This is a genomic window from Streptomyces alboflavus (assembly GCF_000716675.1).
Classification (GTDB): Bacteria; Actinomycetota; Actinomycetes; order Streptomycetales; family Streptomycetaceae; genus Streptomyces; species Streptomyces alboflavus.
Window position 1 is genome coordinate 56,933 of sequence record NZ_JNXT01000012.1, and the last position, 25,176, is coordinate 82,108.

The following is a 25,176-nucleotide window of genomic DNA, read 5'->3' on the forward strand; positions in this document are numbered from 1 at the left end:
TGAGGACGCGGGTGTCAGGTCCCGGTGGGGCGCGGTGCGGGCAGGATCTGCCGCAGCCGCGGCGAGGGGTGCCGCTCGCGCTGCCACTCGCGCGGATAGCCGACGGAGACCTCCACGTGCGGAACGCCCTCGTGCCAGATGGTGCGCGGGATGTGCAGATGGCCGTAGACGACGGCCGCGGCGCGGTAACGCACGGGCCAGTCGGCGGTCGCCTCGGTGCCGCACCACAGGGCGAACTCGGGGTAGTGCAGGATGCGCGTGGGCTCCCGGACGACCGGCCAGTGGTTGATGAGGACGGTCGGCAGCTCGGGGTCGAGGGCGTCGAGCCGTTCCTCGGTGAAGGCGACGCGGGCGCGGCACCAGTCCTCGCGGGTGGCGTACGGGTCCGGGTGCAGGAGCACCTCGTCCGTGCAGACCACGCCGGTCTCGTACGCGTACGCGAGGGCGTCCTTCTTGGTGTGCTTGCCCGCGGGCCGGAACGTGTAGTCGTACAGCAGGAACAGCGGGGCGACGACCGCGGGACCGCCCTCGCCGCGCCAGACCGGGAACGGGTCCTCGGGGGTGTGCACGCCGAGGCTCCGGCACAGCTCCACGAGGTGGCGGTAGCGGGCCTCGCCGCGCAGTTGGTTCGGGTCGTCGCGGGGCGTCCACAGCTCGTGGTTGCCGGGCGACCAGATCACCGTGTCGAAACGCTCGGTGAGGGTGCGCAGCGCCCACTCGATGTCGCTCATCATCTCGCCGATGTCACCGGCGACTATCAGCCAGTCGCCCTCGTGTTCCGGCCAGAGCTCGTCGACGAACTTCCGGTTCTCGGCATAGGCGATGTGCAGGTCACTGATGCCGAACAGCCTCGGCGCCCGTCGGGATGCGGCAGATGTCGTCACCACGTGAGGCTAACCGACGTGCGCTGTCGCGCCGCAGTCGCGCCCCGGGTGCTCCACGCGACCTCGGTGCGCCCTCGGCGACCAAGGTCTAAGGTGCCCAGAAGGCGGTTCTGGTCACGGACGGGGGCTTGAGTGGACGCCGGCACGGTGGGGCTTCGGATCGCGTCGTCGGTGATGGTGCCGCTGGTGAAGCGGTTGCTGCTGCCGCCCAAGAGACTGCCGGGGGCCGAGTTCGGCGAGCGGCCGGTGCGCATCGGGCGGCTCCTGTCGTTCACCGGTGACAAGCGCGTCCTCAGCGAGGCCGATCTCTACCAGCTCGCCCGGGAGTTGGTGCGCCGCGCGATGCGCGCCGCGGGCCCCCACGACCCGCCCATCGCCCCCGACGAGCAGAACGCCGTCGGCTACGCCCTCGGCCACACCCTGCGCGCCCTCGGCGAACTCGACATGGACGACGTACAGGCCTACGACCTCGGCCCGGAGAAGCTCGCCGCCGCCCTGGTCCACGCCAGCGCCCCGGAGACCCGCGCGCTGCTCAGCGCCGACGCCGCCCGCCTGCACGACCGGCTGCTCGTCACCGCCTGTCTGCATCTGGTCCACCAGTTCAGCACGCGCCCCGGCTTCGAGGCCCGCACCCAGGTCGAGACGCGCCGCAGCCTGAGCGAGCAGAAGGAGCAACTGCGGCTGCTCCTGGAGCGACTGCCCACGACCCTCGCCGAGGACACCGACTTCGAGCAGGCCTACGCCGACTACGTGGTCACCCAGCACAGCAGCCTCACCATCCACGGCGTCGACCTGCACGACCCGCAGAGCCAGGCCTGGCCGCTGGAGACCGCCTACTTGAGCCTGGAGGCCGCGCCCGCCCGCGACCCCGCCGAGCCGGTCCCCGGGGCGGGCAACGGCGACCCCGACGGCCGCGGCGTCGACCCGGACCCGGAGTCCGACCGCACGGCGGGCCCCGTCGAGACGGCCCTCGCCGCGCACGACCGGGTGCTGCTGCGGGGCGTCGCCGGGACCGGCAAGACCACACTGGTGCAGTGGCTCGCCATCACCACCGCCCAGCAGGAGCGGGTGCCGGGCCATCTGCCGCAGCTCCTCGGCCGGGTGCCGTTCGTGCTCCCGCTGCGCACGCTGGCCCGCGAGGACACCGAACTGCCCATGCCCGACGGCTTCCTGAAGTGGATCGACTGCCCGCTGACGGGCAGCGAGCCCAAGGGCTGGGCGGTGCGGGTGCTGCAGGCGGGCCGCGGCATGCTCCTGATCGACGGTGTCGACGAGATCCCGGAGGCGGAGCGGCCCCGCGCGCGGGCCTGGCTCGCGAAGCTGCGCTCCGCCTTCCCCGGCAATCTGTGGCTGGTCACGACACGGCCCTCCGCGCTGCCCCGGGACTGGCTCGGCCGCGAGGGCTTCCGCGAGTTCACGCTCACGCCGATGCGTCCTGGCGACGTACGGCGGTTCGTGCGGCGCTGGCACGAGGCGGCCGGAGCGGGCGACGAACTCGCCGGGAAGCTCCTTCCGCTGCTGCGGGCCTCGCCGGAGCTGAGCCGCCTGTCCACCAACCCGCTGCTGTGCGCCCTGATGTGCGCGCTGCACCGCGAGCGCCGCGGCTTCCTGCCGCCGGGCCGGATCGCGCTGTACGAGGCCGCCCTCTCGATGCTCCTGGAGCGCCGCGACCGCGAGCGCGACCTGTACGGCCGGCAGCCGCCGCCCCTGGACCAGATGTCCGCGACGGAGCCCCTGAAGCGGCTCGCGTACTGGCTGATCCGCAACGAACGCACCATCCTGCGGCGGCAGGACGCCGTCGACCTGGTGGAGAAGCTGCGCCCGTCCGTGCCGCAGCTCGCCGCCGTCGGCACGTCCGACGACGTCCTCCGGCTGCTCCTGGTGCGCACCGGCCTGCTGCGCGAACCGGCCGAGGGCGCCGTGGACTTCATCCACCGCACCTTCCAGGACTTCCTCGGCGCCAAGGCCGCCCTGGAGGAGCACGACATCGGCGCCCTGGTCGCGCACGCGCACCTCGACCAGTGGGAGGACGTCCTGCAGATGGCCGTCGCCCAGGCCAGGCCCGACGAGCGCGCCGACCTCCTCACCCGGCTCACCGGCCGCGCCGACCGCGAGGAGGACGACACGGTGCGCGCCCGGCTCCGGCTGCTCGCGCTCGCCTCCCTCGGCCAGGCCACCCGCCTCGACCCGGAGGTCCGCAGGACCGTCGAGGAGCGGGCCGCGCAGCTCCTGCCGCCCCGCAGCATGCGTGAGGCCAGGGCCCTCGCGGAGACCGGGGCGCTGCTGCTCGGCCTGCTGCCCGGCGCCGACAGCCTCACGGGCGACGCCGAGGTCACGACGGTGCACGCGATCTGCCGCATCGGCGGCGACGCGGCCCTGGCCCGGCTGCGCGAGTTCGTGACCACACGGCAGCCCGCGGTGCGCTCCCAGCTCCTCGCGCACTGGGACCGGTTCGACACCGACGCGTACGCCGAGGAGATCATCAAGCCGCTGCTCGCGGCCGGCGCGGGCGAGGCCGTCACGGTGCGCTCGGCGGCCGAGCTGAAGTCGCTGAGCACGATGTCCGGGTACGAACGCGTGGTGCTCCAGGGCGACTTCGCCGAGCGGGACATCGTCGGCGCGCTCGACGCGGAGGGGCTGCGCGAACTGCGCCTGCGCGGCAACATGCGGCTGACGTCGCTCGGCTTCCTGTCGACGTTCCCCGCCCTGGAGGCCCTGGCCCTGCACGGCTGCCGCGCCATCAGCGACACCGCGCCCCTGACCCGGCTGCCCCTGCTGCGCCGTCTCACCCTCGCCGACCTGCCCCAACTGGAGCCCCTCGCCCGGCTTTCGGCGTGCCCGCGCCTGGACTCGCTGCTCCTGGGCGCCGCGGTGCCCTGGCGCGGGCTGCGGGACCTGCCACGACCGGGCGCGCTGCGGCTGCTCGCGCTGCCGCCGGACGCCGTCGAGCTGGCCGCCATCACCGCCCTGACGGAGCTGCGGGAGCTGCGCCTGCACAACGCGAGCGACCGGCTGCGGCCTGACGACTGGGACGCGCTGCTCGCCCAGCTGCCCGCGCTGCGCACCCTGCGGCTCTCGCACGAGCAGCTGAGCATGATGCTGTTCCCGCCGGGCGCCCGCATTCCGCAGCTCACCGGCCTCGAAGTGCGGTCGCGGCCCGGCGCCGCGGTGTCGCTGCGGCGGATCGCCCGCCGCCTTCCGGGACTCGAAGAGGTCCACCTCTCCCTGTTCGACACGGTCGACCTGGTGCATCTGGCGGGCCTTCCGGCGCTCAGGCGGGTGCGCCTGGACTATCCGGGCGAGGTGCACCAGGCGGACGAGCTGCCCGCGCGGGTGGAGTTGACGGTGCGGCCGCGGCACTGAGGACGTGCCTGCGGGCGGGTCTGCGTACGTGCTGGGCGCGCGGCTCTGCGTACATGCTGCGCGCGCGGCTCTGCGTACATGCTGCGCACGCGGCTCTGCGTACGCCCCCGCGCGCGTCCCGCGGCCGCGCCCCTCCGCGCGCCCGCTCCCGATCGGTTCCCGACCGCTCTCGACCCCGAGCCCGTCGAAATCTGAGCGGCACCCGACCGGAAAACCACCGGAATCGGACCGTCCGAGGACCGCCGTCCGACCTCGGTCCGACCGCCGTCCGACCGGCTCCGGACCCGCTCCGCCACGAGCCCCCGATCGCATACCGCACCGTGTCACGGATCCGCCGTAATATGCCCGATCGGCTCGCCCGTAAGCCCTGGCCAGGGGATAGTGGGAGGTGTAACTTCTTTCACCCTCAAAGCAGTTGACCCCGGCAAGGAGCAGCAAAGGAGCGGCGCGGAACCCGCGTGACCGGCGGGACGAGACACCAGCGGGCGGCCAAGGACGGGAGCGGAATCCGGCGAGATGCACACATCCGAAACGCCTCGGCTGTACGCACGCGATCCGCTTCTCCACTCCCTTCTCCCCCGCCTCACCGGCCTCGCCTACGCCGAACGCGCCCGCGTGCCCTGGGAGCACGACAAGGACCTTCCGCTCGTCCTCCTGACCGGACGCCACGGCATGGGCCGCACCGCCGTCCTGCGCGCACTGGAGCGCCACTACGCGGGCCGACTGCCGCTCGCCCTCGTCGACACCGCGGCCTGCGCGCTCGTGGTCGAGCTCCTCGAGGAGCTGGTGTGCTCCCTGGCGCCCGGCCTCGGCAGGCGCTTCCCGCTGCTCCTGCCGGGCCTGATCTCCGTGTTCGCGAGCCACGGCGACACCGCGGACGGACGGGGCCGGGCCACCACCCGCATCGCCCGCCTCCTCATCGCCTGCCACCTGGAATCCGGCACGGAGGCGAACGTCGCCCAGCGGTGGGCGGGCCGGCTGCGCACCCGCCTGGACGACGCGTCCCGCGCGGGGGCGGGCGCGGGGGCCGGTGGCGCCGCGTCCCGGCCCGGCGCGCACGCCGTCACGCAGGCGGCGCTCGCGGAGTACTTCGAGCGGTACACCCGCTCACGCGCGGCGGCACCGCTGCGCCAGTGGTACCAGGAGCGGTACGCCGAGTCCGAGTCCGCCACCACGGGTGCGGCGGCCGACGGCCAGGACGGGGTCGTGCGTCTCGCCGACTGGTTCCGCCGCGGCGGCGACTACCGGCACGCGGCCGAACAGACCCTCGTGCACGCCTTCCTGGAGGACATCGCCGCCTCCCGCAGCAAGTGGCAGCGCCTGAACCGCGACCCGCGCCCGCTGACCCTGCTCGACAACACCCACTCCCCCGCAGGCGCCCGCCTGGTCGACCTGATCCTCGAGTACCGCGCCCGGCCCGGCACCACCCACCACGACCCGCTGGTCGTCGTCGCCACCCGGCTCGGCGACGCCCCGCCGGAGGCCACCGAGGCCGTGCACCGCGAACTGCCGGACCTGGTGACCTCCACCCGCTGGCGGCGCACCGGCCACGCGCCCTCGGCGGGACTGCTCGTCGTACCGCTCACACCGCTCAGCCGGGACGACATCCTGCTGATGCTGGACGCCGCGTCCGCGCCCCTGCACCCGTATCTGGCGTCCGCCCTGCACACCCTCACCGGCGGACACCCGCTGGCGAGCGCCGTGCTGTGCGACGCCGTCCTGGACCACACCCGCGCCACGGCGTCCCGCGGCGCCGCTCCGCGCCCGCCGGAGGGGCCGCTCGGCCCGCGCAACCTCCTCGAACTGACCACCCCCGACGGCCCTTCGGTGACACAGGCGATCCTGGAGCGGCTGCTGCCCTCGCCGCAGCAGCGGTCCCGCCTCGTGCCGCTGTCCCTGGCCCGCGACAGCACGGCCGCGCAGGCCCTGGCCGCCCATCTGCGCCTGGAGGGCCCCGAGCAGCTGCCCGCGAACGCGGCGGCCGACTATCTGGAGGCCGAGCACTGGCAGCACGACACCCCGCAGGACCGCCCGCTCGCCGCCGACCCGCTCCTTCACACCCTGCTGGTGCACGAGGCGCGCCGCACCTCGCACGGCGCCGACTCGCGCCGCGGCTGGCAGGAGATCCACGGCTTCCTGCGCCGCCACCACACGACGCGCGGCGAGGACAGCGAGGCCGACGCGCTGCGCCACACGCTGGCCGCCGGGGACGCCAAGACGGTGGTGGCCGCGCTGTCCGAGGAGTTCCAGTCGGAGCAGGACCGGCAGAGCGCGCTGCGCTGGCTGAACTGCCTGAGCTACGCGGCGACGGCTCCGGCCCCGCCGTCGGCGGACTGGGACGACGAGCGGGCCGCGATGGCCGCGGGCGCCCACGACGACCGCTACCACGACATAGACGAGATCGACCGCTGCATCAACAGGCTGCTGCACGGCCTGTGGTACCTCTCCGACGCGCTGGCCGAGCCGGAGGCCGACCTCTGCGACGACATCGGGGCCGAGCTGGCCTTCCTGTCGCTGCGGCACCAGACGTGGCGGGCGGTGCTGAGCCAGGCCGCCCGCACCTGGCCTGCCGCCGTCCGTGACAAGCGCCCCCTCCCGCTGCCCGAACTGTGAGGAAGCATGTTCCTGAGCCGCCGCAACGGGTTCGGTCCCCTCGACAAGGCCATCGCCGTCCTGGTGCCGCTGGTCCTGATCGCCGTGGGCGTGGTCGTGTATCTGGCGACCCGCCCGGAGGACTGCGCGGGGGGCCTCGCCAAACGTGACGGCCAGTGCGTGGGCGTCACGGACTCCGCGTTCGACGCGAACGACGACATCAAGGGACTGATCCGGGCCGTCGCGGACGAGAACACCCGGGTAGAGAAGGCCTGGGAGTCGCCGAAGAAGGGCCAGACGCGGATACCGTACGGCCGGATCGCGTTGATGATGCCGTTCACCTCGGACGATTCGAGCGCCATGACCGCGCCGATGATCCGCCGTGCCCTCGCCGGCGCGCACGCCGCCCAGCTGCGGGCCAACAGCGGCGGCGGGCCGCACTATCAGCTTCTGATGGCGCCCGACGGCAAGGACCTCGACAAGTGGCAGCCGGTGGTCGACGACCTGGAGGACCTGACCGACGACCGCGAGTCGCCGCTCGTCGGGGTGATGGGCCTGCCCAGCAGCACTCCCGAGACGCGGGACGCGATGCGGGCGCTCAGCGACCGCCGGATCGCGACCGTCGGCCCGGTCATCACCTCCGCCGACATGAACGCCCCCTATTTCTTCAAGACCTCACCGAACAACGACCTCCTCGCGGACGCCCTCGGTCAGTACCTGAAGAAGAACCGCGGTGCGGGCAAAGGCTTCCTCGTCTTCGACAGCCGTCCCGACGACGTGTACTCCCGCAATCTGCAGAAGCTGATCGAGAAGAAATTCGGCGCGAAGTACGGGCTGCGCAAGCGCTCGGCGTCGTTCCTCGGCTCGACGGGCCCGGACGCGGGTATCCCGCAGCGATTCCAGTCCGCCGCGCAGAAGATCTGTGTGACCGATTCGGACACGGTGTTCTTCGCGGGTCGCGACCAGGATCTCCCGGCACTCGTGAAACGCCTGTCACAGGAGCCTTCTTGTGACCGCAGCCGCCCCGTGCGCATCCTCAAAGTGGGAATCGGTCTCGACCCGACGCTCACCACGCCCGAACTCACGCAGATGCTGCGCGACACGAAGACCACGATGGTGGCGGCCGCGTCCGTGACGAGCGAGTGGTGGCGGAACAAGAGCACCGCACCGGACGGTCTCGGCGGCTTCCTGTCGGTCTTCGACAAGCTGAAGAAGCCCCACGGCCTCGGCGAGAAGTCCCTCGACGACGGCTACGCGATCATGTACCACGACGCGTTCATGCTCCTGGCCAACGCCTTCGACCGGTCGTACTCGGAGGCGAACGAGCCCACCGGCGGCTCCACCAGGACTCCGGACCCGGCGCGCACGCCCACCAAGGACGACGTCTACAACACGCTGATCGACGCGAGCATCGTCGACACCGGCGACTCCACGCGCTGCATCGGCTGTCTCCAGGGCGCCGCGGGCACGTACGGCTTCGAGAAGTCCTCCGACACCGACGACACCGATCAGTGGCCGGTCTGCAAGCCCGTACCGGTGATCGAGTACCCGGCCGTGCAGGGCCGCAAGGCGCAGGACACCTTCCGGACGTTCGAGAAGACGTTCAAGCACCCGTGCCCGGACGACGTCACCCGCGGCGATTCCTGACCCGCTCCACCGATTCCGTACGCGGCCTCGCCGATACCTGACCTGCCCGGTCGCGGCAATTCGCCGCGTCCGGCGCGCGATGGCACGTGACAAGAACACGTGCCCGGCACATTTGGCCTGATCCCATGGCGCGATAGATGTTTACTCAACTTCCTGGTTGTCTAGACCCATTGACACTCCAGGAAGCGCTCTCCTACTGTCGCGGACGTCGATCGGACAACGCAAAACGTCGCCAAAAGCGCGTGGAGGGGTTCGTGAACAGCACTGAAGGTGCCCGCGATATCACCATGGCAGCGCCCCGGAACGGCGAAGGCCTCCCGGACGTGAGTCTCGATCAAGCACACTCGCCACAGAAAGTCATGGCGCACGGCGATCTCCTCCGACGATTCGTCGCCGGTGAGGAGATCAAACCGGTCCACATGCGAATCGGCATCATGGGCGCCTGCAATATGCGTTGCAACTTCTGCAACTTCCATTCTCCGAACGAGGAGCAGTTCTACGACCTGTTCTCGTTCAAGGACTCCCTCACCACCGACAAGGCGATCACGCTCCTCAAGGAGTTCGCCGAGAACGACGGCCGTGCCGTGACCTTCTGCGGCAGCGGCGAGTGCACCATCCACCCGGGCTACGCCGACATCTGCTACGCCGGGCACGACAGCGGCCTGCACATCGGCCTGATCACCAACGGCTCCCGGCTCGGCCGCCCCAAGGTCGCCGACTGCGTGACCGCGACGCACACCTGGGTGCGCGTCGGCATGAACGCCGGCACCGAGGCGACGTTCAACGACATCACGCGCGACCGCGAGCAGACGTTCTCCAAGTTCATCGGGACGATCGGCAAGCTGCGCGACAACGCCGTCGCACCGGACTTCCGCATCGGCTTCAACTACGTGATCACGCTGCAGAACTACCGCGAGATCGTCGAGGCCGCCCGCATCGCCCACGAGTCCGGCGCGCACTATGTGCGCTTCGAGCCGGAGTTCTACAGCGCGATGGGCCACGAGACCATCGAGTCCGTCATGGCGGAGATCTCCGCCTCCCTCGTCGAGGCCGCCGCGATGTCCACGGACGCCTTCGAGGTGTCGGTGCCCAAGCTCGACCGCGGCCCCATGGACCAGGTCGAGGAGGTCGAGGGCGACTTCGAGCGCTGCCACTACAGCCGCTTCGTGACCGCCGTCGGCGCCGACGGGCACCTCTACCCGTGCCCCCAGGTCCACCTCAACAGCCGCTACCGCATCGGCGACGTGGTCGACCTCGGCTACCCCACGGTCCTCGACGGCGGCCCGCGCGCCGAGTGGGAAGCCACCAACCCCAACCGCACCGACCTCTGCAAATCCTGCTTCTACCGCCCCCAGAACGAGCTCCTCGAGCTCCTGAAACGCGGCCAGATCAAACTCGACGAGGCACTGGACGCGTACGCGGTCGAGGTGCCCAGCACGCTGCACGCGGACTTCGTCTAGGCGCAGCCCGAGCACTCCTCCTGGACGTCGTCCGGGCGGAGGCGCAGCCCAAGCACTCCTCCCGGACGTCACCCGGGCGGAGGCGCAGCCCGAGCACTCCTTCCGGACGTCATCCGGGCGCCTGGCGGGCGTGCACTTCACTCGCCCCGCAGGCCGACGCCCTCCCCGTCCCGACTCAGCCCCGCCACCGGTCCTTTCAGCCCGTCCGGCGGGCAGCGGGGGGCCGCGAAGCGGAGCAGGGGGGGGCCCGGGGGGCGCAGCCCCCGGTTACGGGAAGGGGCGGGCCTGGGGCGCCCCCGCGAGGGCCCCACCCACCCGCACCCGACCGATCCCGCACCCACCCCGCACCCACCCCGCACCCACAGGAGCGTTAGCCCCCGCATGCAGACCACCCACGTGCGCCGACTCCTGAGAGCCGAACCGACGCTGCGCTTCGCCCCCACCCACACCGACCCCACCGCCCACGCGGCGTGGTCCCGCAGAGTCCGGGCGGTCGTGGAACGCCTCGCCCGCGTCGAGCGCGCCCCGCTCGACATCACAGCCGTGGACACCCGCGACGAGACAGGCCTGCGGCGCGAGCACCTGACCCTCAACTCCCCGGTACGCGGCGCCTTCCAGGCCACCCTGCTGGCCCCGGCGGACCGCACCGAGGCCGCCCCCGGCCCCGCCGTCCTGGTGTTCGGCGGCAAGAACGCCCGCCTGGAGCACCTCACCGGCGAGCGCCCACCGGACTTCCCCGACCGCAACATCGCCGAGCACCTGGCCCGCGCCGGCTTCGTCACGCTGACCTTCGAGCACGGCATCGGCGGCCTCGACGAGGAGCGCCGCGCCGGCCGCGAGGAGGGCGCACTCCTCGCGCACGCCTTCGCGCTGACGGGACGCTCCCTGCTGGGCGCGCTCGTCGGCGACACCCTGGGCGCCCTGGACGTCCTCACCGCGCACCCGCTGGTCGACGCCGACCGCGTCGGCCTGTTCGGGCACAGCCTGGGCGCGGCGGTCGCCCTGCACACCGCGCTGCTCACGCCGCGCCCACTGCCGGTGTGCGCGGCGAGCCACCTCGGCAGCTATCCGGCGCTGTTCGAGCGCCTGTTGACCGGGTACGAGGGTGCCGTCCTGCCCGGCATCCTGGAGTACGCCGACCTCGGCGACCTCTACGCCGCGCTGGCCCCGGCCCCGCTGCACCTCCAGTACGGCACCGCCGACTCCTATCTGGAGCCGGCCGACGCCCGCGCCGCCGCGGCCACCGTCCGGGGCGGCTACGCGGCGGCGGACGCCGGGGACCACCTCGACGTCCACGAGCTGCCCATGGGCCACGGCACCCATGTGCGGCACACGATCGACTTCTTCACGCGCACCTTGTCGGGGCCCGCCGCCGCTCCGGGCGACGTCCCGGCGCAGCGCATCCACTTCGGTGTGGCCGAGCGCCGCGCGGTCCTCGACAGGGTCGACACCGCGCTGGCCTCCGGCCATCTCACACAGGGCCCGGGCCTCGCGCGTTTCGAGGAGCTGTGCCGCGCCTGGACGGGCCGCGAGGGGGTCGCGGTCGCATCCGGGGCGGCCGCCCTGGAGATCGCCCTGCGCATCGTCGGCGTGGCGGGGCGCACGGTGCTGGTGCCGGTCAACACGTTCTTCGCGACGGCGGCGGCCGCGGTGCGCGCGGGTGCGCGCGTACGGTTCGTCGACATCGAGCTGGACGGCCTCGGCCTCGACCCGGACGCGCTGCGCACCGCGCTCGACCGCCATCCGGACACGGCGGCCGTGCTGCCGGTGCACATCGGCGGCATCGTCGCGCCGACCCTCGACGACGTGCTCGCGCTGTGCGAGCGGCGGGGCGTGGCCGTCGTGGAGGACGCGGCGCACGCGCTGGGCGCGACGCTCGGCGGCCGCTACGCGGGTGCCTTCGGCCGGTTCGGCGCGTTCTCCTTCTTCCCCACGAAGGTCGCGGTGAGCGGTGAGGGCGGCCTGGTGAGCTGCGCGAACGCCGAGGACGCGGAGCAGGTGCGGCGCTGGCGCGACCACGGCAAGAGCGCGCAGGGCTCCACGCTGCACGACCGGCCCGGCGGCAACTGGCGCCTGAGCGAACTGCACGCCGCCGTCGGCACGGTCGACCTGGAGCGGTTCGACGAGACGCTGGCGGCGCGCCGTGACCTCGCCTTCGGCTACGACGAGCTGCTGGCCGACGTGCCCGGCGTGCGCGCCCACACCGTCCCCGCGGCGGCACACAGCAACTACTACAAGTACCTCGCCTACTTGGACGCGCCCGTGGACCGGGCACTCCTGAAGAAGCGACTGCGCGAACGGCATGGCGTGTCGCTCGCGGGCGAGGTGTACGACCATCTGCTGTGCGACCAGCCGTACTTCGCGGCGACAGCGGAGTCGGCGGCGGTGGTGGCAGGCTCGGGGGTGGGCACAGAGGCTTCGGGGGCGGTCGGGTCGGGGACGACAGTGGGCGACTGTGCGGCGACAGCGGACTCGGCGGCGGTGGAAGCCTCCGGGGCGGCGGCCGACGGCCCGTTCGAACAGGCCCGGTGGTTCGCCCGCCACCACATCGCGCTTCCGCTCTATCCAACGCTCACCCGGGCCGAGCAGTTCCGGGTGGTCGAAGCCCTGCGCGGCGAGCTGTCGTGAGGGGGCCGGACGACGAGGCTCCGGTCCTCTGCTCGTACCGCAGGGGCGACTGGCAACCGTCCCTCGACACGGCGCCGCTGCCGGGTGCGACGCGCGCACGCCTCGCCCTGGTCCCGCACATCGTCGCCCACTCCGACCGCCGCTGGTGGGACGGCATCCGCGCGGACCTGCCCCCACTGTCCGGCCGCCGCGAACTCGTCCTGTCCGCACTGGAGTTGTTCCGGCACGGCACGGTCACCATCGGGGGCATCGGACCGCAGAGCGCGGACGCGTTCCGGGCGGCCCTGTGGGAGAGCGCAGGGCTGCCGGGGCCGCTGGTCGAGCGGTGGGGGGCGATGCTGTACGAGGGGGCGGCGCGCCGCGAGACCGTCGCGCCGGACGACGCGCTCGCCCTGGTGGCACTGCCCGGCAACACCTTCACCTGCCTGGACTCCGTCCTGGAGCAGGCCGAGCGGTCCGCGTGCGTGTGGGTGCGCCCGAGCCGCCGCGAACCGCTGTCCGCAGCCCGGCTGTTGGCTGCGCTCCTGGCCGTCGGCTGGCCACCGGCGCGCCTCGGCCTGTACCCCACCGAGCAGCACACCCTGCACGGCCTCCTCAAGCTCACCGACCGGCACGTCGTGTACGGCGGCTCGGGCCTCGCCGCGTCGGTGCGGGACTCCCCGGCGCTGGCGCTGCACGGGCCCGGGCGGGGTTGCGCACTCGTGCCACCCGGGACGGGAGCCGGGGCCGCCGGTGCCGCCGGAGCCGCCGGAGCCGCCGGAGCCGCCGGAGCCGCCGACCCACTTGACCCTGTTGACCCACTTGACCGTGTTGACTCTGTTGACTCTGTTGACGACATGGTGGCTTGGCTGCTGCCGTTGATCGCCGCGGATTCGGGCCGGTTCTGCAGCAACGTACGCACGGTCGTGTGCGTGGACCACGACCCTGAACCTCTGGCCAAGGCACTCGCGGCGGCGCTCGACGCCCTCCACCCCGGCCCCGCGCCCGACCCGGCCGACCCCCACTGGCCACTCACCGCCTTCCGCGACCCCGCCGAGGCCGACCGTGCCGCCGCGTCCGTGCGCGACCGCCTGCGCCCCGGCGACCACCTGCTCACCCGCGAGCCGACGGTGGTCACGGGCGCCGGTGTCGGCACCCGTACCGGCGGCGACGTCTACGTACGCCCCCAACTGGCCCTGCTCCGGGGCGACCCCGCCGCGCCGTCCCACCCGCTCATCGGGCACGAGGTCCCCTTCCCCTTCGCCGCCGTCGTCGGTGCCACCGCCGACGCCGCGCGTGCCCTCGCCGACGAAGCCCTGTTCGTGTACCGACCGCCGGCGACACCAGGAGGAGCCCCATGACGACCGCGGCACGCCAGGAACACGCCCCGCGGGTCACCTTCGACACCCTGCACGACACGTTGCGCGAGCGCGTGCCCGAGCTGGCCGTCGACCTCGATGTGTGGACGCGGCGCATGATGCGCTGGCACTTCCACCCCGACACGGGCTCCCCGTTCTGGGTCGGACGGCGGGACCGACTCGGCTTCGACCCGCTCACGGACGTCGACGGCTTCGCGGCGCTTGAGCTGTTCGGGCTCTTCGACAAGGGCGAGCTGCGCGCGGCGAGCGCCCTGGACCTGCGTCCGCGCGGATACCGCGACCGGCCGTTCCGGGTCTTCGAGACGGGCGGCACCACCGGCGCGCCCTGCCGGATCGTGAACGTCACACGCCTCGCGTACGACGTGGAGGTCTACCGGACCGTCCTGGAGGCGCGCGGTGTCGCGGGCGGCGACATCCTCGCGATGACGCCGAGCGGCCCGCACGCGTACGGTCACTTCGTGGAGGGCCTCGCGGACAGCTGGCGGGGTGCCGTGTACGCCATCGACTTCGACCCGCGCTGGGTGAAGGCGTCGCTGCGCGCGGGCGGCGAGGCGGACTCGTACACCTCGCACCTGGTGGAGCAGACCCTGACCCTGCTGGCCGCCGAGCGGCCCGCACTCCTCTTCACCACGTCCCGGCTGCTCCTCGAACTGGCCATGCGGCTGCCGCGCCCCCTGCACACCTACGGCATCCGCGCGGTGTGCACCGGCGGCACCACGTGCAGCGCCGCCGAAGCCGCGTTCCTGCGCCAGGAACACCTGGACGGCGTGCAGTGGATCGACACGTACGGCAACACGCTCGCTGGCCACGCCCTGCAGGCCGACGCGGTGCCGGGCGCGCCCGCGCTGCCCGGCGGCACCGGGCACTCGTACCACCTGCCGCCGCCCTTCGCGGTCCTCCAGGTCGTCGATCCCGCCGACCCCTGGCGTGAGGTGCCCGTGGGCGAGCGCGGGCGGGTGCGGGTCACCACGCTCCTGGAGGACCTGTTTCTGCCGAACCTCCTGGAGCGCGACAGCGCGATCAGGACGGGACCGCACCCGTGGTTCCCCTGGGAGGGCGTGGCGGCGGTGCAGGTGTTCCACGACGGTCTGACACCACCCGGGGAGGCGGTCGAGGGCGTCTACTGACCGGCACTTCCCCCTTGACGACCCATCAACCCATTGATGCCTCAACTGCACATGGACATCCTGTCCACCTCTTGACGATCTCGACACCTGTGGACAGCCCCAGTCATCTGTTGACGTTCCCGTCGCCTCCCTCTCGTCCCTCTCGGCCCACTTGGCTCCCTTGGCCTTGTCGGCCGGCCTACGCACTGGCGACCTGACGACGATCCGCTGACGTAAGGACTCCTCGTGAATCTCTCGTCGAACGGCGTGCCCATACCCTTCTCCCCCGAGTTGTTCGGCCCGCTGCGCGCCACCGATCCGGATCGGATGCCGGACCCCGCCGCCCTGCGCGAGCGGCTGCACGCGGACGGATACCTGTATCTGCCGGACTTCCTCGATCGTGAGCAGGTGCTGCGGCTGCGCGCCAGGTACTTCTCCCAGCTGCCCGCGGGCTATCTCGCGCCGGGCACCAGCGCGCGCGAGGGGGTGTTCTCCGGGCGGGTGCCTGACGGGCTCCCCGAGCACGGTGTGGCGGGGCATCCCGCGCACGCGTTCGTCCGCTCGGAGACCTTCGACCGGTTCCTCGACGACCCCCGGCTGCGCAAGCTGGCGGCCGATCTGCTCGACGGCGACGCCCGGATGCTGCCGCGCCGCATCCTGCGCCATTTCCACCGCGGCGTGCGCCGGGCCTCACGCGCCCACGTCGACTTCGACTACATGGACGAGGGTTCGCCGCAGGTCGTCACGACCTGGATCCCGGTCGGCGACTGCCCACCGCAATCGGGCGCGCTGGTCTACCTGGAGGGTTCGCACGCGCTGCCGCCCGAGGCGTACGAGCCGCTGCGGGACACCACGGACCGGCCGGGCGACCGCCGGCAGATCTGTCACGACCTGGAGTTCACCGCGCGCAGCCTCGGCCGCCGCTGGCTGTGGACGGACTTCGCGGCGGGCGACGTCATGGTGCATGTGCCGCACATCATCCACGCCTCGCTGGACGCGACGACGGACGCGATGCGGCTGTCCATCGACACGCGTTTCATCCGTCAGTCGGACACGCCGGACCCGCGGTGGCTGCGGGCCTGGTCGGCGGACGACGGCGCCTGAGCCCCGGCTCGGTCCAGGCTCGGGCCGTCGGCGGGCAGCGGCAGCGGGACGGGGCTGCCTCCCGCCGCGTCGGAGTGTTCCGCGGCCACGAGGACCTCGTCGACCAGGCGGGCCTGCGCGAAGGGGCACACCGGTGGCCGCCCGGCCGCGACGGCGGCGACGAAGTCGGCGATGAGCGGCTGATGGGGGTTCGGGGCGGGCGGCAGGGTCAACTGCCGCTCTGCCCCGGCGCCGTGGCGGCGCAGCCGGCCCGAGTCCAGCGGGTCGAGGGTGAGCGTCCTCCCGGCGCCGCTCACCTCGAAGCGGTCCTCGGGCGGCTCCCCGCTCCACTCCGCGCGCACGAGCGCCCGCGTCCCCGAGGCCCACCGCAACTCCACCTCGGCCAGCCGCTCGGCGCCCTCAGGGAACCGGCGGCCGAGACGGGCCCGCACCTCCTCAGGGCGTCCGAACAGCAGGTGGAGCAGGTCGATCCGGTGGCTCCCGGCGTCAGCGAGCACTCCGCCGCCGGACAGGGCCGGGTCGGTCCGCCACCGCATCGGATGCCCGGGCCCGGGGTCGAACGCGCACCGGAACCGCACCTCGACCCGTTCCGGCGTCCACCCGCACAGTTCCTCACGCAGGCGGCGCACGGCGGGGGCGAGCCTGCGGTAGTACGCGACACCCGCACACGGCAGGCCGTCGACACCCACCCCGGCACCCACCCCCAGCCCTCCGGCCAGCGGCTTCTCCACGAGTACGGGGAGACCGGCCCGCAACACGTGCACGGCCAGCGGTACATGGTGGACGACAGGAGTGGCGACGTACACGGCATCCACGTCCCGGATCAACATGTCCACATCGGCACCGCCGACCGGCACCCCGTGGCGGGCGGCGACACGGACGGCCCGCCCGCCGTCACGGCCCCAGAGGCGCACCGGCTCCTCCCCGAGCGCCCGGAGCGCGGGCAGCACCCGCCGCTCCACGACATCGCCGTACCCGGCGATCCCCCATCTCACCGGGCCTGCCCCCGCGCGCGGTTCACGGCACGATCGCCACCTTCAGTGTCTCGGGCGGCGGCCCGTCGAAAGGGGCGCGGTCCGCGTCCGGGTAGAGGGACCTGCTGGCGGACAGCAGCTCCATGGCCTTGGGGAGTTCGTCGAGGGCGTAGGTGTGGGTGTGCAGGTCGGGCAGGCGCAGCGTCTCGTGGCCGTGGCGCAGGAGGCGTTCGGCGACGGCGAGGGCGTCGGCGCGCGCGGTGTCCACGGGTTCGGCGGAGCTGTGCACGCGCAGGCCCTTGCGCTCCCAGGTGACGAGGTCGACGGTGACGTGGGTGTCCACGTGGTGCGTGCCGAGCATGACGACCAGGCCGTTCTGGCGCACGAGGCCGACGCAGGCGTTGAGGGTGGTGGGGGTGCCCACGGCGTCGATGGCGACGTCGAACTCCTCCCCGCGGGCGGCGAAGTCCTCGCCGATGGCGGCCAGTCGGCCGGAGCCGCCGTCGACCCGGTGCACCGCGTCGGCGCCCGCGAGCCGGGACCGCTCGAGGCGCCACTCGTCGAGGTCGGCGACGGCGACGTGGGCCGCGCCGCGCCGGACGGCCATGCGCAGCGCCATCTGGCCGACGGGACCCTGGCCGAGTATGGCGACCCGGTCGCCGAGCCGGATGCCGCGGGTGGCGTGCACGGCGAGCGGCAGGAGCTGGAGGATGGAGCCCTGTTCGTAGGGGATGCCGTCGGGGAGCGCGCCGACGGCGATCTCGCGCGCGAGGGCGTACTCGGCGTACCCGCTCGTCAGCGGCGTGCGGACGAAGACGCGCTGACCGGTCGTGACGCGGGTGACACCGGGGCCGGTCGCCTCGACGACGCCGGCGATCTCGTGGCCGTAGCAGCCGGTCGCACAGTGCTCTCTGAGTCCGTAGTAGTGGTAGTAGGCGAGGTCGCTGCGGTTGCAGACGCTGCACGACCGCACCCGCACCAGGACCTGGCCGGGTCCGGGCTCGGGCACCGGGGCGTCGGTGACCAGCCTGATGTCCCGCCTGCCGACGAGTTCGTACCGTCGCACGGTGTGCCTCCTTCGCCCGTGGCCCTGCCGGGCCGTGCCGCCGCCGCGGGAACGGCAGTTCGGGGCCGTCCCGCTCCTGCGCATTCCACCGCGCGGAACGGCGTCCTACAAGGTGGCCTCCGGTGGCCGACGGAGCGGCCTGGCCTGATCGGTCCGCGCCCGGACCCCACGCGGCCCACCCGGCTCCGCACCCTCAGAACGCCTCTTCCATCTGCCGGTTCACCTTCCGTTTCCTGCGGGTTCGCACTCCTTGACAGCTCCAATTGGCCTGAGCCAACATCCGATTGGCCTGTACCAAGTCGCCCGGCGCCCGACCAGCGCCAACGGCGCGCTCTCGTCCACCGGCCGGCCGCCGCCCGGTCAGCCATCCGCCCACCGGAGGTCCCGGCATGGTTTCGAGCAGTCACCCGAAGCTGGAGCAGCTCGCCAACTCCGTCCTGCAGCCGGGATTCGTGGGCACCACCGAGGCCCCGGACTGGCTGCGCCGCCGGATCGCCGAGGGGCTCGGCGCCGTGGTGCTGTTCGGCCGCAACATCGTCGAGCCCGGGCAGGTCGCCACGCTCACCGCGTCGCTGCGCGCCGAAAACCCCGACCTGATCGTCGCCATCGACGAGGAGGCGGGCGACGTCACGCGCATGGAGGCGTGGACGGGCGCCTCACGGCCCGGCAACCTCGCGCTCGGCGCCGTCGACGACGTCGACCTCACCGAGAGCGTCGCCCGCGACATCGGCCGGGAACTCCACGCGGCGGGTGTCTCGTTGAACTACGCACCGAGCGCCGACGTGAACTCCAACCCCCTGAACCCCGTCATCGGCGTCCGCTCCTTCGGCGCCCGCAGCGATGTCGTCTCCCGCCACACCGCCGCCTGGATCCGCGGTCTGCAGGCGGCCGGTGTCGCCGCGTGCGCCAAGCACTTCCCGGGCCACGGCGACACCTCCGTCGACCCGCACTTCGGCCTGCCGCAGGTCCGGGGCACCGCCGCGGAGATCGCCCGCACCGCCCTGCCGCCGTTCATCGCCGCGACGGAGGCGGGCGTGCGCGCCATCATGACCGCCCATCTGGTCGTGCCCGCGTACGACCCCGGGCTGCCCGCGACGCTCAGTCCCCGCATCCTGAACGACCTGCTGCGCGGCGAGCTCGGCTTCGACGGCATGGTGGTCACGGACGGCATCGAGATGGGTGCGGTCACCGACCGGTACGGCATCGACGGGGCGACGGTCCGCGCCCTCGCGGGCGGTGTGGACGCGGTGTGCGTGGGCGGCGACAGCGCCGAGCAGTCCACGGTCGAGCTGCTCGCCGGGGCGCTCGTCAAGGCCGTGCTCGACGGGCGGCTGCCCGAGGAGCGGCTCACGGAGGCGAGCGGGCGGGTACGGGCGTTCGCCGCCTGGTCGGGCGAGCGGTCACGGGCGGTGGCTCGGGCGGGCGCCCGGTCGGACATCGGTCTCGTCGCGGCGCGCCGCGCGGTGCGGGTACATCGCCGCGCCGACGGGTCGGAATCCCCTCTTCCGCTCGCCGCGGCGCCGCATGTCGTGGAGCTGTCGCCGGTGATGAACCCGGCCGTCGACGGCGGCACCCCCTGGGGCGTCGCCGACCCGCTGCGCGACCTGCGCCCCGACACCACATCCGTGCGCCTCACCCAGTCCGAGCTCGACGGCCACGACGGCACGGACGAGGTCCTGGACCGCGCGGCCCTGGCCCCCGCGGACGGGCGCGCCCTGGTGGTCGTCGTGCGCGACGCGGCCCGCCACCGCTGGATGTCGGACACCCTGGCCCGACTGCTGCGCACCCGCCCGGACGCGCTGGTCGTGGAGATGGGCGTGCCGACGGGCGCCGCACTCGGTGCCGTGCACATGATCACCCACGGCGCGACCCGGGCGTCGGGCATCGCGGTGGCCGAGATGCTCGCGGGCCGCGCCTGACGATACGGCTCTCACGAAAAGTCTCGCGTCAATTCGAGCACGCCGCAAAACTCGCCCGGAGCAAGCCTCGAACACTCCTGCCGAATTTCCGCGAGAAGGCTCCATCAAGAGCAACGAAGGCTCTATCCGGAGGCACCAGGCGACCATAGAACTACGTACGGACCCTCAGCGAACAAGCTCCATCAGCTGGCGGCTCGGGTGCACGTTGGAGACGCGTCAGGAATTCAGGCCAAGCCGCCGTGAGCCACACGGCCTCGACCTCGTAGCGCGGTCCTCCCACGAGGGCATCACCCCTCAAGCCGACCACGTCAACCGCGATTCCGCCCTTGTGCGGCCTGTGCCGCGCCGCACAAGAAGGCAACCTCCCCGCGCGACGCTGCACCCTCATCCCGGCCCTCCGGCCAACCAGCCCCGCGCATCCCCGGCCACCGGGTCATCGGAACCAGAAACGGCCCTTGAATATTCATCTTCGCGCCGACATATCCTCGGCCCACATTGATCACCCTGCGAGGAACTCGACCGCGAACAGGTCGCCGCGCACGCATATTCTCGACCGCGAGCCGAAAGCTACCCAGCCGATATTCACCAGAGTTTCGTCCGCATCCTCGCACCAAAACCCCGTGGATCCACCCCGGGCGCAACCGAACCCGACAGTGCAGCGCTTGAGGACACCCTGATCGACGGCTCGCGGTGGACCGCAAGGACCTCCAGCCCGCGCCGGTCCCGGACGAGGGCATGCGCCCCACCAGCCTGCCGGCACAGCTCTGAGGTCCGAGGCACGCCTGACGGCGAGCGGACGGCCCGGAGACGCAGACATCCCCTGCGGGAGGACCCGCAGGGGATGTCGTCTGTGTCCGAGGGGGGACTTGAACTCTCCTCTCGGGCACCAGCTCATTAGTTAGCTGACCTGCAACAACACACTCGCCGAGGCCACTTGGAAGGTATGGAGGTTGGTCACCTTCACCTGCCGTTTCTGCCTGTTCCGGGCCGCTGTTGGTCATGCGTTGGTCACGTTGCCAACGCCTACTCGGGAGGACAGCTGTACCGCTCCAAGGTCACCTTGCTCGTAGACGGGTCCATGAGGCGAAGTTCCCAGGGACCAGTGTTCACGTCGAAGTCTTTGCCGAAGCCGACCCACTTCCCGGCCATGCGGCGGCCGGTCGGCTCCACCAGCATCTGAATCGCCCCGTGATAGCGAGCGCCCTGGTAGTAGCCATCGGATGCGGTCTGTTCCGTCCACACGCCGGTCACTACCGACTGATCAAGGGTGAGGTCGAGGGACAGAGGGCTGTCCGGGTTACTGCTCGCTCCGGGCAGGCTCCGGGCCGTCAGCCGATTGTCCGTCTGAACGATCACTACGTAGTGCTTGCCGTCATAGGTGCTGTCGCGGCCCGACGAGTAGTACTCGTACCGCGAGAGCCAGACCCCGCTGTACTGTCCAGCGGTCTCCGTAGCCGTGTCCAGAACACCGGATACAGCGGCCACACCTTCGGTTGCTGGATCCATGTCGTGGCCCCCTGTTCCATCTTCATGCACTCGTGCCATGACAGACAGTGTGAACCCGAGGTCTTCGATACGGCGCGCTGTGATGTGCTCCAGGGCGCGAACGTAAGCCGCACGGGGTGATTTGCTTTGACCGCCCTCCCAACGCTGCACGAGCCTCTTGCTGGCGTCGTTGGGTTCGCCGAGATGGTCCCCTGCCTTACGCAGGGCTTTTGCGAACTCCTCCTGACTCATGCGCATGGAGAGGCGTACCGCTCGCAGTGTGTCATTCGGGACCAGCACCGTGGTTGCCATGCGATCCAAGCTAGCTCCAACACGGCTGCAATGACACCGAGTTGACGCCCTTTGGTAGACGCCATTCCGACGCCTTGCACGACGTCGCGGTGACCTGGAGCTGTCAGGAAGCATCACAACGTGACGTTGAAGCGGAGGTGACTCCGCCGCACGTCCAGCGCTCGACGAACTCACGGCGATGAAGCGAGGGCGAGCAAGACATGAATCAGGCAACGCAGTGGGAGCCGGGTACGGCGGTGTTCGACAGGGGCAGTCAGCTGGTCGGCGTCGTGCAGGAGCAGCGCGGCACCAAGGTGACCTTGGAACGGCCATCCGGGCTCCGCTGGCACACGCGGGCCGTGGCTGTCCGCCCTGCCAACGACAGGGAGAAGATCCAGCTCGCTGCCTTGGTCAAGCACAATCGCAATGTGCGGGGACTAGGGGCCATCAGGGGCGGGAGATGAGCCGGTTACGGGGCTGGAGGGACAGCCGCGACGGGGCTTTCTGGGGCGGGGTCTTGGCCCTGCTGACGTGGGGAACTGTCGTTGCGCTCCTGGTCATGACCGCTGCCGGGAAGCTCACCCCTGCGCATCCATGAGTTCCCGCTTCCCGCTGGCTAGGTGTGGCTCCCCAGCGGGGAGCGGGGCACAACGCCCGACCGGTCGCACGCGACCGTGAAGCGGAGTCGGCCGGTCGGGTCAGCAAGTGCGGTACGGCCCGGCCATTCGGCCCAGCTGCCTCCACCACCAAAGGAAGGGAAGCGCGATGACTGTCGTACTGGACAGCCCCACTCGGACACTGCTCCGTGACCCGGTGACGCTCCTCAACGCAGTGCGCCCGCACATCAGGGAGTACACCTACAACGTGCTGGAGAGCCCCGGCTCGGTGGGCGTCACCATCTGGGAGCGCGAGATCAAGCTTCTGATGCGGGACAACGTCATGGTGCGTGACATGGCGGAACGCATCCTCCGGCAAGCGGTCGCCTACACCCTCACGGCCATGGAGCGCCGGGACGTGCACATCGGCGTGGGCAAGACCGTGGACATCGGCGTACACCAACTGATCTTGGACACGCCCGTCTACTTCGCGCTCTGTGAGGTCTACAACGGCGGCAGGTACAAGCACCATGCACCGCTGATCGAACGCCGCAGGGACGGGCTCGTCGGCCGTACGGCCGACGTCATCCAAGAGAACGGGTTCGCCGTGGACGCTGAGCTGTGGGCGATGGATGACCCGGACTGCTCGCCGTGCGACGACAAGGTGCCCGACAGCCACTGAACCCCGCTAGAGTCCCCTGCCCCGCACAATGGGGCAGGGGCCCAAACTCAACCAGGCGCAAAGGAAGCTCTGTTGGCTGCTCAGCACAACATCGACAACGAACGCGAACTCTGGGACCAGTACGCCAACAGCAAGAGCGTGCAAGGCTCCGTCAACGACTCGCCCCCGGTCTTCTGCTGGACGCAGTACCAGGGGCATGGGCCGGGGCCGGAAGTACTGGGGCAGCCAACGACCGCCCTTGAGATCGGATGCGGCACCGGACGGGCCGCCGCGTTCCTCGCGGAGCAAGGCGTGAAGGTCACGGGCCTTGATCTCTCACCCGTCATGGTGGACAGCATCAGCCAACGGTGGGGCCTGCTCGGTGCTCGGTTCGTCTGCGCGGAAGTGCTGGAGCATCTGCGCGAGAGCCCAGAGACATACGAGGCGATCTACTCGATCTTTGGGGCAGCCTGGTTCACCGACCCCGCACGGCTCTTCCCCTTGGTGGCACAGCGGCTCACACCCGGTGGAGTCTTCGCGTTCTCACAACCCCCCGCCATCCCCGGCGCCTACGGACCACAGGGCATGTACAAGGGCGGGTTCGCGGGGAAGGCACTGTTCACCTACCGCTACAGCTACACCCCACGGAAGTGGGAGAACCTGCTTCTGCGCTCCGGATTCGATCAGGCGGAAGTGCGGGTTCTCGACGCCCCCGAGCCAGACCACATCGGAACGTTGATCGCTCGTGCTGTCATGGGCTAAGCCGACAAGGCAATGAAGCCCCGGCCCATGAGGGCCAGGGCTTCCCTTTGATTGGTTAGAGCAGTGCCAGGAACGGATTGGCGGTGTCGACTGGTTCCGGGCGCTGCTTCACCTGTTTCGGCTCCGGAGCCGGAGCGGGTGCCGGGCGGTAGACGTCCATCGAGACCACTTCCGACACCTCCTCGGCGCGGACCTCAACTGTCTCGGGTTCCGTGCACGGATCATCGCCCGAACTGTCGCCACCGAGTGAGAAGACAACGGCCGGTCGGCCGACGCCGTTGCGTTCGTGTGTGATGACGATGCCGGGCAGGGCCTTGACCTCAGCGGCCGATGCTCCGACGTAGGGCAGGATCTGAGAGGAGCGGGCGGAGCCGCCGAACAGGTCCAGTCGGGCGCGTACCTTCTCCGCGAGACTGAGCGGCTGACGCTTGCTGGCCTTGCTGCCACTGCTCGTGGCGATCGCTTCCACGGTGCTCATGGCGTAAGTGACCAGACAGGCCGCCGCGCGCAGATCGTCAGAGGCGATCTCGCGCCGCAGGTCGAAGAGCGCGAACAGGGCGGCGATGCGGCGTACCTGTTCATTGCAGCGGGCAGCAAACGGCTTCAAGTCCTCGGACTCACGGGCCTTGCCCAACAGGTCATGCCGGATCGTGTCGGCCACGTCGTAGGCGTCCTGAGCGAGCGTGACCGTGCCGATGCGCTGCGCGTGCCGCAGGGCCCTGGCGAAGTGCTCACCGGCCTCGGGGATCAGGTGGGCGGGCATGCGCTCCCTCTCGCTCAGCCAGCGGACCTGGGATACGGGCAGCGTCAGCAGCCGGTTGTACGAGCCGCCGTCCCGGTCGGTCCCGGTGAGGTTGGCCCGGAACTCCTCTGGCGTGACGTGCCCCATGATCGCCACACGCGGACGGTCCACCTGGATCGGGTCCTTGGCTCTGGACGTGGCGACGGGGGCGCCGTCCCAGAGATCGCGAAGTACCTGGGACAGGTTGGCCTGTCGGCGTCCGGCCCGCAGGACGCGTGCGTACTCGGTATCGACGATCAAGGCGTGTTCGCCGCAGTCGGCCACGGCCTGGATGACGCCTGCTCCGCCCACCACACCGTGGATGACGTTGCCCGCCATGAAGGTGCGGTTCGCGTCCCGGGCGATGGCTTCAGCGATACCCCAGGACTGCCCCTTGCCCTCACCCGTACCGCCGCACAGCAGCACGTGCAGCATCAGCGGCATGGAGCCAGACCCCCGCTGCACACGAGTGTCGGGCAGCATCGCCGAGAAGGCACAC

The 25,176-nt window shown here is 71.5% G+C and carries 16 protein-coding genes; 11 read left to right on the top strand and 5 right to left on the bottom strand.

The genetic code is table 11. The features are described from left to right. Positions 1 to 14 precede the first annotated feature (14 nt). A complete protein-coding gene (locus OO63_RS11570) occupies positions 15 to 884 on the bottom strand; it encodes a metallophosphoesterase family protein (RefSeq protein WP_030360220.1) in 870 nt (289 codons plus the stop codon). 132 nt (positions 885 to 1,016) lie between these two features. Between OO63_RS11570 and OO63_RS11575 the strand changes: the two genes are divergently transcribed. From OO63_RS11575 to OO63_RS11610, 8 genes are all read left to right on the top strand, one after another. Continuing rightward, complete coding sequence (locus tag OO63_RS11575; protein ID WP_030360221.1) at positions 1,017 to 4,247, top strand: NACHT domain-containing protein; 3,231 nt, start codon at positions 1,017 to 1,019, stop codon at positions 4,245 to 4,247. A 516-nt stretch (positions 4,248 to 4,763) separates the two neighbouring features. After that, entirely contained in the window at positions 4,764 to 6,860 is a 2,097-nt protein-coding gene (locus OO63_RS11580; RefSeq protein ID WP_030360222.1) for a hypothetical protein, read from the top strand. 6 nt (positions 6,861 to 6,866) lie between these two features. Further along, positions 6,867 to 8,486: an ABC transporter substrate-binding protein gene (locus OO63_RS11585; protein WP_030360223.1), complete on the top strand. Its 1,620-nt coding sequence runs from the start codon at positions 6,867 to 6,869 to the stop codon at positions 8,484 to 8,486. 419 nt (positions 8,487 to 8,905) lie between these two features. Continuing rightward, a complete protein-coding gene (locus OO63_RS11590; RefSeq protein WP_234311282.1) occupies positions 8,906 to 9,946 on the top strand; it encodes a radical SAM protein in 1,041 nt (346 codons plus the stop codon). Between the two features lie 381 nt (positions 9,947 to 10,327). Continuing rightward, on the top strand, positions 10,328 to 12,574 hold the full coding sequence (locus OO63_RS11595) for an aminotransferase class I/II-fold pyridoxal phosphate-dependent enzyme (protein ID WP_037631201.1): 2,247 nt from the start codon (positions 10,328 to 10,330) through the stop codon (positions 12,572 to 12,574). Beyond that, positions 12,571 to 13,914, top strand: coding sequence for a hypothetical protein (locus OO63_RS11600; protein ID WP_033264034.1), 1,344 nt, complete (start codon positions 12,571 to 12,573; stop codon positions 13,912 to 13,914). The genes OO63_RS11595 and OO63_RS11600 overlap by 4 nt, the downstream gene beginning before the upstream one ends. Next, positions 13,911 to 15,059, top strand: coding sequence for an acyl-CoA synthetase family protein (locus tag OO63_RS11605; RefSeq protein WP_030360226.1), 1,149 nt, complete (start codon positions 13,911 to 13,913; stop codon positions 15,057 to 15,059). The genes OO63_RS11600 and OO63_RS11605 overlap by 4 nt, the downstream gene beginning before the upstream one ends. Before the next feature lie 225 nt (positions 15,060 to 15,284). Next, positions 15,285 to 16,142, top strand: coding sequence for a phytanoyl-CoA dioxygenase family protein (locus OO63_RS11610; RefSeq protein WP_030360227.1), 858 nt, complete (start codon positions 15,285 to 15,287; stop codon positions 16,140 to 16,142). Here OO63_RS11610 and OO63_RS42160 read toward each other — a convergent pair. Next, positions 16,082 to 17,137, bottom strand: coding sequence for a Gfo/Idh/MocA family protein (locus OO63_RS42160; RefSeq protein ID WP_078619082.1), 1,056 nt, complete (start codon positions 17,135 to 17,137; stop codon positions 16,082 to 16,084). The two genes, OO63_RS11610 and OO63_RS42160, sit on opposite strands and share 61 nt — an antisense overlap. A 22-nt stretch (positions 17,138 to 17,159) precedes the next feature. Beyond that, positions 17,160 to 18,182: a zinc-dependent alcohol dehydrogenase gene (locus OO63_RS11620; protein WP_030360229.1), complete on the bottom strand. Its 1,023-nt coding sequence runs from the start codon at positions 18,180 to 18,182 to the stop codon at positions 17,160 to 17,162. 389 nt (positions 18,183 to 18,571) lie between these two features. On the opposite strand from OO63_RS11620, the gene OO63_RS11625 reads away from it, so the two are divergent. After that, complete coding sequence (locus OO63_RS11625) at positions 18,572 to 20,101, top strand: glycoside hydrolase family 3 protein (protein WP_030360230.1); 1,530 nt, start codon at positions 18,572 to 18,574, stop codon at positions 20,099 to 20,101. 1,023 nt (positions 20,102 to 21,124) lie between these two features. Here the strand turns inward: OO63_RS11625 and OO63_RS11630 are convergent. Then, complete coding sequence (locus OO63_RS11630; RefSeq protein WP_030360231.1) at positions 21,125 to 21,898, bottom strand: helix-turn-helix domain-containing protein; 774 nt, start codon at positions 21,896 to 21,898, stop codon at positions 21,125 to 21,127. Between the two features lie 744 nt (positions 21,899 to 22,642). On the opposite strand from OO63_RS11630, the gene OO63_RS11640 reads away from it, so the two are divergent. Both OO63_RS11640 and OO63_RS11645 read left to right on the top strand, forming a co-directional pair. After that, positions 22,643 to 23,155, top strand: a complete 513-nt coding sequence (locus tag OO63_RS11640; protein WP_030360233.1) for a hypothetical protein — start codon at positions 22,643 to 22,645, stop codon at positions 23,153 to 23,155. Between the two features lie 72 nt (positions 23,156 to 23,227). After that, positions 23,228 to 23,896 (top strand): class I SAM-dependent DNA methyltransferase, encoded by a 669-nt coding sequence (locus OO63_RS11645; RefSeq protein ID WP_030360234.1) that lies wholly within the window; start codon positions 23,228 to 23,230, stop codon positions 23,894 to 23,896. A gap of 55 nt (positions 23,897 to 23,951) precedes the next feature. Here the strand turns inward: OO63_RS11645 and OO63_RS11650 are convergent, their stop codons facing one another. After that, positions 23,952 to 25,121, bottom strand: a complete 1,170-nt coding sequence (locus tag OO63_RS11650; RefSeq protein WP_157853987.1) for a DUF3987 domain-containing protein — start codon at positions 25,119 to 25,121, stop codon at positions 23,952 to 23,954. Positions 25,122 to 25,176: the final 55 nt, after the last annotated feature.

What these genes read in the sequence shown, in the direction of transcription:
- OO63_RS11580 (WP_030360222.1), top strand. Translation starts at nt 4,764, where the DNA reads ATGCACACATCCGAAACGCCTCGGCTGTACGCACGCGATCCGCTTCTC.
- OO63_RS11585 (WP_030360223.1), top strand. Translation starts at nt 6,867, where the DNA reads ATGTTCCTGAGCCGCCGCAACGGGTTCGGTCCCCTCGACAAGGCCATC.
- OO63_RS11590 (WP_234311282.1), top strand. Translation starts at nt 8,906, where the DNA reads ATGCGAATCGGCATCATGGGCGCCTGCAATATGCGTTGCAACTTCTGC.
- OO63_RS11595 (WP_037631201.1), top strand. Translation starts at nt 10,328, where the DNA reads ATGCAGACCACCCACGTGCGCCGACTCCTGAGAGCCGAACCGACGCTG.
- OO63_RS11605 (WP_030360226.1), top strand. Translation starts at nt 13,911, where the DNA reads ATGACGACCGCGGCACGCCAGGAACACGCCCCGCGGGTCACCTTCGAC.
- OO63_RS11625 (WP_030360230.1), top strand. Translation starts at nt 18,572, where the DNA reads ATGGTTTCGAGCAGTCACCCGAAGCTGGAGCAGCTCGCCAACTCCGTC.
- OO63_RS11630 (WP_030360231.1), bottom strand. Translation starts at nt 21,898, where the DNA reads ATGGCAACCACGGTGCTGGTCCCGAATGACACACTGCGAGCGGTACGC.
- OO63_RS11640 (WP_030360233.1), top strand. Translation starts at nt 22,643, where the DNA reads ATGACTGTCGTACTGGACAGCCCCACTCGGACACTGCTCCGTGACCCG.
- OO63_RS11650 (WP_157853987.1), bottom strand. Translation starts at nt 25,121, where the DNA reads ATGCCGCTGATGCTGCACGTGCTGCTGTGCGGCGGTACGGGTGAGGGC.